We start from the raw sequence: 13,439 nt of genomic DNA, 5'->3' as shown, positions 1-13,439 counted from the left end.
TCTGGAAATACACATTTGGTCTTTGCCGGGCACCCCGTCCTTGCATACGCTCTGTGAACTGTCGGCTAACCCGACCGATTTTTCACAAGGATTGCCATGACTGAACTTGGAGCCCGGCGCATGCCCTCTCTGCCACAGGCCGAGAAAACACAGATCGACCAATTGCGCAAATTGGCGGTTGCCCTTTTGTCGGACAACATGCACCGCGGCACGGGCAGCCTGGGCATCTCGCCTTATCACAAGCCCACAAAATGGACGATGGCCGGCACCGCCGTCACGGTGCGCACCCGTGGCGGTGACAACCTGCTGACGCTGCGCGCCCTGGATTACTGCCGTCCGGGTGACGTGCTGGTTATTGACGCTGGTGGCGATGTGAGCAACGCCATTGTCGGCGGCATCATCACGGCCGGCGCGGCCATGCTGGGTTTGGCCGGCATGGTGCTTGACGGGGCCATCCGCGATGTGGCCGAAATCCGTGAGCGCGAGTTTCCGGTCTATGCCCGAGGCGTCAGCCACCGTGGCCCCTACAAAAATGGCCCGGGCGAAATCAACGTGCCTGTGTGCATCGGCGGCATGGTGGTGCAACCTGGCGACATCATCGTGGGCGACCAGGATGGTCTGCTGGCGTTTCCTCCATCCGAAGCGGCCACGCTGATCCAGCAAGCCCTGATTCAACAGGGCAAGGAAGAGCAACAAATGGATGAGATCAACCAGGGCCGCTGGGACCGTTCATTCATTGCGGCGCTTGAAGCACGTGCCGTCAACTGAAAACCGCATGAGCCAGATCGAACGGATGAGCTCGCCCCTGCTGACCACGCCGATGCCCCAGTGCCGAAACTAGGATCGCTATGGATTTACACCACATGAAGGCCGCCATCGACTCGATGGCCGCATCGGACCTGAGCGAAATGGAAGTCAGCCACGAAGGCTGGACCCTGCGGCTTGTCAGGCACGCCACCACGGGGGCTGCACCGGCGAGCGTGAAACCCCTGGCGTCGCCACGACCCCAGGCAACTTCCTCTGCGTCGGTCTGCGACATCCTGGCCCCCGTGTTTGGCGTCGTGCACCTGCAAGCCTCTCCCGGTCAGCCCCCTTTCGTGCAGGTGGGTGAACAGGTTCGGGCAGGGCAAACGGTTTGCACCATCGAAGCCATGAAGGTCTTCAACGAAGTGGCCTGTGAGCATGCGGGCCGGGTTGTAGCGGTTCGCGTGGTCACGGGCACCGAGGTGGAAGCCGGTCAGGTGCTGGTGGTGGTCGAACAAGGCACCCATGTTTGATACGGTTCTGATCGCCAATCGCGGAGAAATTGCGTTGCGCATCCTGCGCGCATGCCGCACGCTCGGTTTGCGCACGGTGCTGGTGTATTCAGAGGCCGACAAACACGCACCGTACCTCGCTCTGGCCGATCAGGCCCTGTGCATCGGGCCGGCTGCTCCCCGTCAGAGTTACCTGAAACAGTCGGCCATTCTGGCGGCGGCCCAGGTCAGCGGCGCACAGGCGATTCACCCCGGCTATGGCTTCTTGTCAGAAAACGCCGAGTTTGTGGCCCAAGTAGAGCAGGCCGGGTTGCGTTTCATTGGCCCCAGCGCAGCGTGCATCCGCCTGATGGGTGACAAAGTGTCTGCCAAGCATGCGATGCGCGCCGCAGGCGTGCCTTGTGTGCCCGGCCCGGACACGTCACTGCCCGATGACCCCCAACAGGTGCGGGCCATCGCCCGCGACATTGGTTATCCGGTCATTGTGAAAGCAGCGGGTGGCGGTGGCGGACGCGGCATGCGCGTGGTGCACGAACCAGCGCAATTGCTGTCCGCGCTGTCGGTGACGCGTGAAGAGGCGGCCCGCGCCTTCGGCAACCCGGAGGTCTACATCGAGAAGTTTTTGCTGCATCCGCGCCATGTCGAAATCCAGATCCTGGCCGATCAGCACGGCCATGCGGTCTGGCTGGGATCGCGGGACTGCTCTTTGCAGCGGCGGCACCAGAAAGTCATCGAAGAAGCCCCGGCCCCGCACATTTCGCCTGCGCTGTTGGCCCAGTTGAGCGAGCGCTGCGTGCAGGCTTGCCTCAGCATCGGGTACAGCGGCGTCGGCACTTTCGAGTTTTTGTACGAAGACGGTGCTTTCTATTTCATCGAGATGAACACCCGTCTGCAGGTGGAACACCCGGTCACCGAATTGACCACGGGCATCGACATCGTCGAGCAACAAATCCGGATGGCCAGGGGCGAGCCACTGACGATCCGACAGGCCGATGTCCCATGCCACGGACATGCGCTGGAATGCCGCATCAATGCCGAAGATCCCAAAAGCTTTCTGCCTTCGCCCGGTGAGATCACGGCGTGGCGTTTGCCAGGTGGCTGGGGGGTGCGCGTGGATACACACGCACAAAAAGGCTACCGTGTGCCGCCTTACTACGATGCCATGGTGGGCAAACTCATCGTGCATGGCGTTGACCGTGAAGACGCTTTGCGGAGGATGCGGGCGGCACTGGATGAAATGCAGGTCGGCGGCATCTCGACCAATCTGCCTTTGCACCGTGAGCTGATGGTAGACGCAGGCTTTGCCGAAGGCGGGGTGGACATCCATTACCTGGAACGCTGGCTCAAGGAAAGCGCGCTTGCATGACCGACGCAAAACCCATCTTCAGTTTGCTCGGCACGACGGCCGCGCTGTTCGAGGCACCCGGCCCTGCCATGGACCTGGCGCGGCAACAGCGCATCTGGGCGCTGGCCAAAGAGACCCAAACCTGGCCCGAAGTCCGGGAAGCCGTGCCGGGCATGAACAACCTGATGCTGGCGTTCTCCACACCACCCCGCGACATTGCCGCACTGCGCGAGCGTCTGACCACGGCCTGGGCCACAGCGTCGCCCATGGTGCTGGACGGGCGCGTCATCGAATTGCCCGTGGTCTACGGCGGCGAGGGCGGCCCGCACATGAGCGATGTGGTGGCGCACACGGGTCTGAGTGTGGATGACATCGTGGCCCTGCACAGCGCACCTGTTTACCCCGTCTATGCCCTAGGCAGTCACCCCGGCTACTGCTATCTGGGCGGCATGGATGAGCGCATTGCCACCCCACGCCGTCAGGTGCCTGTGCTTCGGATTCCCGGCGGGGCGGTCTCGATCGGCGGATTCCAAACCGGCGTGTCGGCTTCGGCAGGCCCCAGTGGCTGGAACACCATCGGTTCGTCCAGCATGTCCTTTTTTGACCCCGAACTGTCCATGCCTGCGTTGCTGCAGCCGGGTGACAGCATCCGTTTTCGCGTGGAAAAGGTGATCCGATGATCGAGGTACTGAGCACCGGTGCACTCAACACCGTCCAGGATCTGGGCCGCGACGGTTGCCTGCGCTGGGGTGTCGGCACGGCGGGTGCCATGGATGGCCTGGCTTTGGCGGCGGGCAATCTCTTGCTGGGCAATGGTGCCAACTGCGCCGCGGTTGAAGTCCAGGTTTTCCCGTTCAAGGTCCGCTTTCTGGCCCACTGCGACTTCGCCCTGACCGGGGCAGACTGCGATGCCCGGCTGGATGACAAACCCTTGATGCCCTGGGCCGCTCATAGCGCCTGCGCAGGCCAGATCCTGACACTGAATTTGCCACGCCTGGGGGCCTTTCGCCGAAGCCGCAGCTACCTGTGCTTGCCGGGTGGCGTGGATGTGCCCATCGTCCTGAATTCGCGCAGCACCCAACTGCGCGGTGCATTTGGCGGTGTCGGTGGACGGGCGCTGCGCACCGGGGATACCTTGCAGGCGACAACGCCCACATGCGTTGAGGGCCGCACCTTGGGACTGGTCCCTCCCGAGGTGGCCATGCCGCTGCACCTGGACGGTTGCCCTGCCGTGCGGGTCTTGCCCGCTGCCGAATATGCGCAATACACCGCTGCGTCGCAAGCCGCCTTTTGGGCTGGCGAATGGAAAATCACACCCCAAAGCGACCGTTACGGCTTCCGTCTAGCGGGTGAGCCATTGCAAGCCATTGCGCCATTGGAAATGCGCTCTCATGGCATCGTGCCCGGCGTGATACAGGTTCCACCCGACGGGCAACCCATTGTTCAAATGCGCGACGCACAACCCACGGGGGGTTATCCCAAAATAGGCACGGTGATCGAGGCCGACCTCTGGCGGCTCGGTCAGATGCCCATTGGCAGCCGCATCCGCTTCATGCAAACCAACTGGGAAGAAGCACTGGCAGCGCTGCAACAGACACAGGCATGGCTGGCCGACATCGAGCGCCAGATTCGACTGCACCATGACACCCGGAGTGCCGCATGAATGCACCCATGACCGACATCGCCCACCAGCTGGAGGCGTGGTTGCGCAAGACCCCGATCCACACGCTGGAATTGCGTGGCCCCGGAACCTTCATTCACCTGACGCAAGCCACGGGCCACAACCCTGACCCGGTGGCAGGGGCAGGCGCTGTCGCTCGACCGGAAGACGCGACCTCCACCATCGTGCGCGCAGGCTCGGTCGGTGTGGTGATGCATGCCCATCCACTCCGGGACGATCCACTGGTCCAAATCGGGCAACAGGTGCGTGCGGGGCAAACAGTGGCCCTGTTGAAAGTCGGCGCTGTGCTGCTGCCCGTGCCCGCCCCACACGATGGTGTGGTGCTCCAGGTGCTGGCCGACAATGGGCACATCGTCGGGTATGGCGAGAGTCTTGTGGAGATCGAAAAAGAGGGCACCCATGCAAATTGACCTGAATGCCGATGTGGGCGAGGGCCTGGGGCCCTGGAAGATGGGCGAAGACGAGGCCCTGTTCGAGGTCATTTCCTCGGCCAACATCGCTTGCGGATTCCATGCGGGTGACCCGCTGATCATGGCGCAGACCTTGCGCATGGCAAAAGCAAAAGGCATTGATGTAGGAGCCCATGTGGGTTTCCCGGACCGCCAGGGGTTTGGTCGGCGCGTGATGCAGATCGACACCGTTGAATTGGCTGCCATGGTGGTCTATCAGCTGGGGGCCTTGAGCGGTCTGGCGCAAGCGGCAGGCTGCCGGATGACGCACATGAGCTTTCATGGTGCACTGGGCAACATGGCGGCCGCAGACCCGGTTTTGGCCAATCCCTTGCTGGAGGCCGTTGCCCGTTTCGACCCCAAGCTGATCATCAGCTCCTCTTCCAGCCGGGCCATCGAAGACGCCGGAGCGCAGCACGGACTGGTGGTGGCCACCTCGTTTCTGGCAGACCGCGCTTATGACGATCAAGGCCTGCTGGTGCCACGCAAGTTGCCCAATTCGGTCATCAAGGACCCACAGGCCGTTCTGGAGCGGGTCCGCCAATTGCTGACCACGGGTACAGTGACCACTTACAGCGGCACCGTGATACCGGCCAAGGCGCGGTCCATTTTGGTGCACGGCGACACCCCGGGGGCCGTGTCACTGGCGCGCACCATCCGCCACGAGATTGAAGCCCATGGGGGCCGCATCGTGCCCATCTCGGTGCAACGGGACTCAGGGTTTAACCGGTGATAAGCCGGGCTTATACCAACACAGCCATTCCGTCTTGGCATTGCGCCCCACTCCCCTATAAATTCACAGTCAACCAAGGATAAGAGATGCCTTTTTCCGATTACAAAACAGCGCTGGTCACAGGTGCATCCTCCGGCATCGGGGCTGCCGTGGTGCGCCGTTTGCGCCGTGAAGGCTTGGAAGTGCATGCACTGGCCCGCTCCCAAGACAGCTTGCAGGCATTGGCCGCAGAAACCGGGTGCATCGCGCACGCGCTGGATGTCACCGACCTTGAAGCCGTGACACGCCTCACACAGCAAGTGCCCTTCGACATTCTGGTCAACAACGCTGGCGTAGACCGTCCCCGCTCTTTCCTCAAATCACAAGCCGATGACATAGATTTGCTGGTCGACGTGAATCTGCGTGCGGTTTTACACCTGTGCCGGCTGGTGGTGCCGGGCATGCATGCGCGTGACCGGGGCCATGTGGTCAACATCAGTTCCATTGCCGGGGCCTACAACTTCAATGGCAACAGCACTTACCACGCCACCAAAGCCGCCGTGAGCATGCTGTCGCGCCAGCTGCGCGTCGATGCCTTTGGCAAACGGGTCCGGGTGACCGAGATTTGCCCTGGCCGCGTCGCCACCGATATTTTTTCGCATGTGCATGGCGATTCGCCCGAGATCCGCGAACGCTTCATCGATGGCTTTGAACTGCCACAGGCCGAAGACATTGCCGACGCCATTGCGTTTGCCATCGCGGCACCCGTGGCCGTGAACATCGGCCACATGGAAATCACCCCCACCCTGCAAGTGCCCGGCGGCTTGTCAACGGCGCGGCCGGAAACCGCACAAGCCTGAACCTGAAGACCGTCCCATGAAAGACTTCAACGTGATGGCCTTGCTGCTGAACCCCGAGTTCAGCAGCATGCTCTTGTCCGGTTTGAAAGTCACCCTGTTCGTGGCGCTCGGCTCCTGGTTGCTGGCCATGAGCCTGGCGGTCGTTTTACTGGCGGTGCGCTTGAGCCCCAGCCGCATGGCACAAAGGGTCGTCGAAGCCTATATTTCGTACCACCGAAACATCCCGACCCTGGTTCAGATGATGCTGTGGTACTTCGGGATCGCCAACTTCTTGCCTGACACCGTGCAAGCCTGGTTGGCAGAAAACCAGGCCGAGGCGGTTTTTGCGGTCATCGCTTTGGGTCTGTGCCAGGCGGCTTATTTTTGCGAAGACCTTCGTTCGGGCTTTCGTGCCGTGCCGATGGGGCAAACCGAAGCCGCACGCGCTTTGGGACACAGCTACACCGGTGCCATGCGGCATGTTCTGATGCCACAGGCTGTGCGCAACGCCGTCCCGGCACTGGTCAACCACAGTGTTTCCTTGTTCAAGAACAGCAGCCTGGCCATGGCCATTGGCGCAGCCGAACTCACGCACGCCGTCAAGGAGATGGAAAGCCGCACCTTCCGGGCCTTTGAGGCTTATCTGATAGCGACCGTGATTTTTCTGATCATTTCCTTGCTGATCATGGCGGTCGGCAGCTGGATCGAGCGGCGCACCGCCTTGACGACGGCGAGGTGATCATGAGCGATCTGATCTCCATCCTCAACGACAACTGGCTGCTGCTGCTGGTGGGGCAATACCCCAACGGCCCCTTGGGGGGACTGGCCTGCACCCTGATGCTGTCCGTACTGGGCATCACCCTGGCTTTTCCTTTGAGTGTGCTGATCGCACTGGCCCGGATTTCGCGCTACACCTTCCTGCGCTGGCCTGCATCGGCGTTGGTCTATGGCGCACGCGGCATCCCTTTGTTGTTGATCATTTTGTGGGTCTATTTTCTGGTGCCCATGCTGATCGGTCGCAACATCTCCGGCTTCACCACCATGGTGGTGACATTGGTGATCTACGAGGCGGCATTCCTGGCAGAGATCGTTCGTGCCGGCATTGAAGCATTGCCCAAAGGCCAGATGGAAGCCGCACGCGCATTGGGGCACAGCTACCTGGGTGCCATGTTCCATGTCATCCTGCCCCAAGCGCTTTACAACATGCTGCCCAGCATGTTGAGTCAGTTCGTGTCCACCATCAAGGAAACCACCCTGGGCTATGTGATCAACGTCCATGAACTCACGTTTGCAGCCAGCCAGGTGAACAACCAGTTGCTCACCAAACCTTTTCACGTCTTCTTCATCCTGGCCGTGATTTATTTCATCGTGTGCTGGAGCCTGACCCAGGCCGCCGAATGGCTGGAGCGCCGGATTGCGACCAAGCGTCAGGGCACCCATACCCCTCAAGTCAAGACTTCTTCGCCGGCATTGCCACCCGGCTCACAGCCCATGAGGCCCTTGCCATGATTTCCTTTTCCAACGTCAACAAATGGTACGGTGACTACCACGCCCTGGTGGACATCTCCGCTGAAGTCAAGCAAGGCGAAGTGGTGGTCGTTTGCGGTCCTTCCGGCTCAGGCAAATCCACCCTGATCCGCACCGTCAACCGACTGGAAGAAATCCAGTCCGGTGAACTCCAGTTCAATGGGCAGCAGGTTCACAGCCCCATGAGCAGCCAGCAGTTGAACAGACTGCGCAGCCAAATCGGTTTCGTCTTCCAGAGCTTCAACCTGTTTCCGCACATGTCGGTGATCGAGAACATCGCCTTCTCGCCCATGCGGGTGTCGGGTTTGAACAAGACACAGGCCCATGAAAAATCCATGGCCTTGCTCGACAGAGTGGGTCTGGCCCACAAAGCCCAAGCCTATCCGGCACAGCTGTCGGGTGGCCAGCAGCAGCGCGTGGCAATTGCCCGGGCGCTGGCCATGGAGCCCCCCGCCATGCTGTTCGATGAACCCACCAGCGCCCTGGACCCCGAGATGGTGGGCGAGGTGCTGGCGGTCATGCGCAGTCTGGCCCATGACGGCATGACCATGATGTGCGTCACCCACGAGATGGGTTTTGCCAGAGAAGTTGCTGACCGCGTCTGGTTCATGGACGACGGTTCCATCCTGGAGAAAGCTGAACCCGAAGCCTTCTTCAAAAATCCGCAACACCCACGCGCACAACGCTTCCTGTCGGATCTGCGTGCACATTGATTTCGTTTCCCAACCCCTTGGAGCTCACCATGCAAGTTCGTCACTCGATTCGATTTACCGCCGGTCTGATTGCGCTGGCGTCTGTTTCTGCGTCTGCATTCGCCGACCAATGGTCAGACATGCAGCAACGCAAAGAGCTGCGCTGCGCCACATTTGCCGACGTTCCCCCATTTGCAGCACCCGATCCCAAGACACGTGAAATGGTCGGTTTTGATGTCGACATGTGCAACGCGCTGGCCAAACATCTGGGCCTGAAAGCTTCGGTCACACCCGTGTCCGTTGAAGCACGTGTGCCTGAAGTCAAGACAGGTCGCGTGGACGTCACGGTGGCCAACCTGGCCTACACCTTGGGTCGTGCTGAGCAAATCCAGTTCAGCCACCCCTACTACCTGGCCAAGGAAATGCTGGCGGTCAAGGCTTCTGATGCCGGCACCAAAAAGGCCGACTTCAAAGGCAAGCGCATCGCCTCCACCAAAGGCTCCACATCCGAGTTGTCCATCAAACTCAATGGCTCCGAACCTGTGACCTTCCAGGACACCGGCTCTGTCTACATGGCGGTTCAGCAAAACAAGGCGCTGGGCATGGTGGCCAACACCATGACCATCACCAAACTGGTGGCCCAATCCAAAACCGGTGGTGCCGTGGAAATGAAGATGATCCAGGAACCCATGGCCTTTCAGCCCATCGGTGTCGGCATGAAAAAAGACGAACCCCAATTGCTCGCCAAGGTGAACGACGCCCTGTTGGCCATGGACAAATCGGGTGAAATCAACCGCATCTGGGACAAATGGCTTGGCCCGAATACCGAGTTCAAAATGACGCGTGACGAGAAAGTGGTGCCGCTGTCTGAATTGAAATTCGACCCGCTGCCGTAATCAAGGCCAAGGGCCTCATCCAGAAACCTGTCAGTCAGGGCTGCCGGGCCTGGAATACGCAAAGGAAACATGTGAAAGCATGTTTCCTTTTTTCATGGGCTGGTCGTCTCGTCATCGGTAACGCAGAGCAAAGACAGTGACGTTCCGCAGCAGCTGCGGAACGTCATTGAAGTTGCTAACCCTAGGTTTCTAAGTTATTGATATTTATAGGCGAACTGAAATTTACGTCACAGTACTTGCTATCAATGCGTCACCGAAGTTGCTACTTTTCCGGTTTTGCGTCACTGAAGTTGCAATTTTTCTGAGGATACCAATTTGGTCTTTCTACGCGCCCAAGGCGACAGTCAAATGGACTGGTTTACACCGTGAATTGTCATTGGCTTTACCCTCAGCATCGACTAGTTGAAACCGTGGCAGGTAGCGGTCATTCGGGGGATGCTAACCATTCGAATGCTATAGATTTGCTCCAACATCAGTCCGGCGTGATCATTCGTTCACCCAAATAGAACAGACCCCAGAATGTCACGCACGTCATCTGAAAAAGTGCAATCAAGAAAAGCCCTGCGCCCACCCAATGCAAAACATAAACGGCATTGGGCAGGGACTGCTTGAGCGCAGGTGCCAGCACTAGGGTAACGATGGCCATCAGACTAAATAAGAAGCTCAAAGAGGTGAGGTAGGCAAACATCGAGGTTAGAAAGCGTCTGCGCGTCAGGGCTACACGCTCCATTCCTTTGTTGTACATGATGTACATAGTGGGCGCCGGCGCAGGCATCTTCTGGTCCAGATACGGGCTATTGAACGAAGACACCGCAGCCAACGCCGCAATGTAGAAGCCCGCTAAGGTTTGGACGAAAGCTAGCACCCTGTCCAGCAGTCCCTGCGTGCCGAACACATTTACATTTACATCTGCGCCCAGCAGGTGCAAAGCAAGCAAAGACACGCTGGTAGCCACCAGCGGCAAAGCCCAGTTCACCCATATCGGCAAACTTGACGAGTGGCGAATGGAAAGAAACGAAAACGGTCTGAGGAGCACCAACATAAGAAGCAAAGTTTATGCTGGAAGCGATTGCAGTAGCAACGTCAAGCCATTCACAATGAATCGCCCCGGTTTTCGTGGAGGCCAGTTGGTTTAAGTTGAGACCTCGGTCTCGTTCTTGCCGGCTAGCTGCCGGTAGTAGTTCTCCTCAGCTTCAGCCGGTGGAATATACCCAATCGAGCTGAGCAGTCGGTGGTGGTTGAACCAAGCCACCCATTCCAGGGTCGCCAGCTCCAGTGCCTCCTTGGTTTTCCAAGGCGCACAGCGGTGGATCAATTCGGCCTTGTACAGCCCATTGATCGTCTCGGCCAAGGCGTTGTCGTAGCTGTCGCCACGGCTGCCCACCGAGGGCTCTATCCCAGCTTGGGCCAGGCGTTCGGTGTAGAGAATGGAAACATATTGTGACCCCCTGTCCGAGTGATGTATCAAGGCATCCGAGCGCTCGGGTTGCCTGTCAAACAGCGCTTGCTCCAGCGCATCGAGCACAAAGTCCGTGCGCATGGAGCTGCTCACCCGCCAGCCCACGATGCGCCGGGCAAACACATCGATCACAAAGGCCACGTATTGCCAGCCCTGCCAGGTGCTGACGTAGGTGAAGTCCGACACCCACAGCTGGTTGGGCCGATCGGCCTTGAATTGACGGTTGACCCGGTCCAACGGGCAGGGAGCTGCTTTGTCCGGGACTGTCGTGCGCACGACCTTGCCCCTGCGCACACCCTGCAACCCCATGCGTTTCATGAGCCGCTCGACCGTACAACGCGCCACCTCAGTTCCTTCACGATTCATCTGGTGCCAGACCTTGTCGGCCCCATAGACCTGCATATTGGCCTGCCAGACGGCTTGGATCTTTGGCATCAGGGCTTCATCGCGTTTGGCTCGGGCGCAAAGCAGTTCGGGTTTGCGTTGGCGGGCAGCATGGCATCTGTAACCAGAGGGGGCAATTTGCAGCACTTTGCAAATCGGCTCGACCCCGTAGGTGGCACGATGTTTATCTAGTCGCCCCTGCAAAATTCATTTCAAGCCAGCGCCCAGCGTTGATCTGAGTTTTGCAGTCGTTTGAGGCCGAAGATTTCTGCCAATTTCTCAAACAAACCCGCTAAACCACTCACCTGCAACAGGCACAACAAAAGGCCCAGGCCTTTCTTGGCGATCATCCGCAGCAGCCAGCGGATGTTGTAGCCCGCCGCGCACAGCACCGCGTGCAGCGCATCACCCTCTGAGCCCTTGAGGTGGCAGCGATCCATGCGGTGATCCGCTTTGAGGTGCCCGATGATCGGCTCGATGGCTTGGCGGCGTTTGAGCAGCCTGCGCTCTTCATCTGTGAGCCGCTTGTCCTTGCCACGGTGTTTGATCTCGATGTGCGGGTTGTCCTTGTCCACACCCCGGTAGCCCAGGTCGGCGTACACCACCTCGGGCTTGACCCCCAAGCCTTGCATCAGGATGGCGCTTTGCTCGATCTGCTCGTGCATGGTGTGTCCGTCATACGGGTTACCGGGAAAGCTCCTGGCGCCCACGATCAGATTGCCCTTGAGCGTCATGGCCAGACCCACCTTCACACCAAACTCGTAGGGGTTGCGGCTTTTACCTTTAGAGATGCACTCCACCTCGGGTGCATGCCAGCTGTAGAGCTTGGCGCGGTTGTCCACTGCCTTGCGGCTGCCGGTCTGCGTGACCAAGCGTTTGGCCTTGCCCAAGGTCTGGCCCAAGGTGTCTTGTATGGCTTGGCTGAGCGTGGTCATCTTGCGAGCCACCTCGCGCTGCAGCCGTCCAACGATGGTGCGCTGGCGTTTGATCATTTTGCGCATGCGTTTGAACTGACGGGCATGGGCATAGCGCCCAGCCTTGTAGCCCAGCAGTTGCCCTTCTTTGGCGTAGGTTTGCTTGAGCTCGATGCCATTGGCTTTGGCCACCTCGACCACCTTGGACCGGGCCGTCTCCAGCAGCTTGCTGTCGGTGGGGTGCGCCACGGCTTTCTCTTGCACCGTGGAGTCCACGATCACGCGCGTCAACTCTTTCTTGGCGATCAGCTTGAGCGTGACGGCCACCTCCATGGTGCGGGCCAGCAGCTCTTCCACACCTTCTTCGCCAAGGGCTTTACGGAAGCGCCCCAGTTGTGTCGGGTCGCACGGCCATTGGTGCTCGAAATACTCATTGCCAGAAAAGTATTGCCAAGTGGGGGTCTCGCCCCAACGCTGAATCACGTCTTCATCGCTCTCGTTGAACGCATGCTTGAGGTACAGCAGCGCCACCATCAGACGGGTGGGCAAACGAGGACGGCCAGCATTGGAGACGCCGCCACCGGCAACGGCCGAGACCGGGCCAAACAAATCCAAATCTTCGATCTTCTTGCCCGCCTTGACCTGGCGTGCCCAACGATGGGCGAGGGAAGCTTCGATTTCTTGCCAAGGCATGCGGTTGGCCAGTACCGCAAGCGGGTGACGCAAATCGATCATCTGGTCCAGGCGGTTGCGGAAAAAGTCATCGGTCATGGCGCTGCTTTCAAAAACTCCCAGAAAACAGCCTCCATTGAATAACTATTTGAGAGTTCTGACCATCCGGATTCACCCCAGATCACAAGCATTCATGCGGGTTGCAGGGGTTTTGCAGGGGCGACTATCTACAAAGGCTCTCAGGACTTGAGTCGGCGGTCGAGCTCCGCCTGGGCAAAAAAAGCGCTCGCCAGCTTGAGGATCTCGTTGGCTTTGCGCAGTTCTTTGACTTCACGCTCAAGGTCTTTGATGCGGGCTCGCTCGTCAGAGCTGAGGCCATCGCGCATGCCTGCATCAACTTCGTGCTGGCGAACCCAGTCGTTGAGGGTTTGCGGCACACACCCGATCTTGGGGGCAATTGATTCAATGGTGGCCCAAAGAGATGGGTACTCGCCGCGGTGTTCGAGCACCATGCGGACAGCGCGTTCGCGCACTTCGGGTGAAAAACGGTTTGATTTCTTGCTCATGGCTCCATCTTCTCAAAGTGTGGAGCCTCCTCAAAATCCGGGGCGAT

General features: G+C 59.5%; 14 protein-coding genes and 2 pseudogenes. 12 read left to right on the top strand and 4 right to left on the bottom strand.

Annotation, left to right across the window (positions count from 1 at the left end; all coding sequences use genetic code 11):
• Positions 1-96 precede the first annotated feature (96 nt).
• The 12 genes from ACZ5RT_RS15755 (at position 97) to ACZ5RT_RS15700 (ending at position 9,397) form a co-directional block, all read left to right on the top strand.
• Positions 97-768 carry an RraA family protein gene (locus tag ACZ5RT_RS15755; RefSeq protein ID WP_464453086.1) on the top strand — a complete coding sequence of 224 codons (672 nt, stop codon included), beginning with the start codon at positions 97-99 and terminating at the stop codon, positions 766-768.
• 80 nt (positions 769-848) lie between these two features.
• On the top strand, positions 849-1,277 hold the full coding sequence (locus tag ACZ5RT_RS15750) for an acetyl-CoA carboxylase biotin carboxyl carrier protein (RefSeq protein ID WP_464453085.1): 429 nt from the start codon (positions 849-851) through the stop codon (positions 1,275-1,277).
• Complete coding sequence (accC, locus tag ACZ5RT_RS15745; protein WP_464453084.1) at positions 1,270-2,622, top strand: acetyl-CoA carboxylase biotin carboxylase subunit; 1,353 nt, start codon at positions 1,270-1,272, stop codon at positions 2,620-2,622. The genes ACZ5RT_RS15750 and accC overlap by 8 nt, the downstream gene beginning before the upstream one ends.
• The gene (gene pxpB / locus ACZ5RT_RS15740; RefSeq protein ID WP_464453083.1) at positions 2,619-3,281 is read left to right on the top strand and encodes a 5-oxoprolinase subunit PxpB; all 663 of its coding nucleotides are present in this window, start codon (positions 2,619-2,621) and stop codon (positions 3,279-3,281) included. The genes accC and pxpB overlap by 4 nt, the downstream gene beginning before the upstream one ends.
• Entirely contained in the window at positions 3,278-4,264 is a 987-nt protein-coding gene (locus ACZ5RT_RS15735; RefSeq protein ID WP_464453082.1) for a 5-oxoprolinase subunit C family protein, read from the top strand. The genes pxpB and ACZ5RT_RS15735 overlap by 4 nt, the downstream gene beginning before the upstream one ends.
• Positions 4,261-4,692, top strand: a complete 432-nt coding sequence (locus ACZ5RT_RS15730; protein WP_464453081.1) for an acetyl-CoA carboxylase biotin carboxyl carrier protein — start codon at positions 4,261-4,263, stop codon at positions 4,690-4,692. The genes ACZ5RT_RS15735 and ACZ5RT_RS15730 overlap by 4 nt, the downstream gene beginning before the upstream one ends.
• Positions 4,682-5,464, top strand: coding sequence for a LamB/YcsF family protein (locus ACZ5RT_RS15725; protein ID WP_464453080.1), 783 nt, complete (start codon positions 4,682-4,684; stop codon positions 5,462-5,464). Before ACZ5RT_RS15730 ends, ACZ5RT_RS15725 begins: the two co-directional genes overlap by 11 nt.
• 86 nt (positions 5,465-5,550) lie before the next feature.
• A complete protein-coding gene (locus tag ACZ5RT_RS15720; RefSeq protein ID WP_464453079.1) occupies positions 5,551-6,303 on the top strand; it encodes an SDR family oxidoreductase in 753 nt (250 codons plus the stop codon).
• 16 nt (positions 6,304-6,319) lie between these two features.
• Entirely contained in the window at positions 6,320-7,021 is a 702-nt protein-coding gene (locus ACZ5RT_RS15715; RefSeq protein ID WP_464453078.1) for an amino acid ABC transporter permease, read from the top strand.
• Between the two features lie 2 nt (positions 7,022-7,023).
• Positions 7,024-7,791, top strand: a complete 768-nt coding sequence (locus ACZ5RT_RS15710; protein WP_464453077.1) for an amino acid ABC transporter permease — start codon at positions 7,024-7,026, stop codon at positions 7,789-7,791.
• Entirely contained in the window at positions 7,788-8,522 is a 735-nt protein-coding gene (locus ACZ5RT_RS15705) for an amino acid ABC transporter ATP-binding protein (protein ID WP_464453076.1), read from the top strand. Before ACZ5RT_RS15710 ends, ACZ5RT_RS15705 begins: the two co-directional genes overlap by 4 nt.
• A gap of 29 nt (positions 8,523-8,551) precedes the next feature.
• Positions 8,552-9,397: an ABC transporter substrate-binding protein gene (locus tag ACZ5RT_RS15700; protein WP_464453075.1), complete on the top strand. Its 846-nt coding sequence runs from the start codon at positions 8,552-8,554 to the stop codon at positions 9,395-9,397.
• A gap of 472 nt (positions 9,398-9,869) precedes the next feature.
• On the opposite strand, the gene ACZ5RT_RS15695 is transcribed toward ACZ5RT_RS15700, so the two are convergent.
• From ACZ5RT_RS15695 to ACZ5RT_RS15680, 4 genes and pseudogenes are all read right to left on the bottom strand, one after another.
• The gene (locus tag ACZ5RT_RS15695; protein ID WP_464453074.1) at positions 9,870-10,439 is read right to left on the bottom strand and encodes a hypothetical protein; all 570 of its coding nucleotides are present in this window, start codon (positions 10,437-10,439) and stop codon (positions 9,870-9,872) included.
• A gap of 90 nt (positions 10,440-10,529) precedes the next feature.
• Positions 10,530-11,432, bottom strand: a pseudogene (locus ACZ5RT_RS15690) (IS3 family transposase); the annotation flags it as partial.
• 20 nt (positions 11,433-11,452) lie between these two features.
• Positions 11,453-12,925, bottom strand: coding sequence for an IS5 family transposase (locus ACZ5RT_RS15685; RefSeq protein WP_464452555.1), 1,473 nt, complete (start codon positions 12,923-12,925; stop codon positions 11,453-11,455).
• Between the two features lie 126 nt (positions 12,926-13,051).
• Positions 13,052-13,392: pseudogene (locus ACZ5RT_RS15680) on the bottom strand (transposase); the annotation flags it as partial.
• Positions 13,393-13,439: the final 47 nt, after the last annotated feature.

The sequence above is a fragment of the Limnohabitans sp. TEGF003 genome (assembly GCF_055395455.1).
The sequence above is the reverse complement of the archived record's forward strand: the minus strand, read 5'-3'. Positions and strand labels throughout refer to the sequence as shown.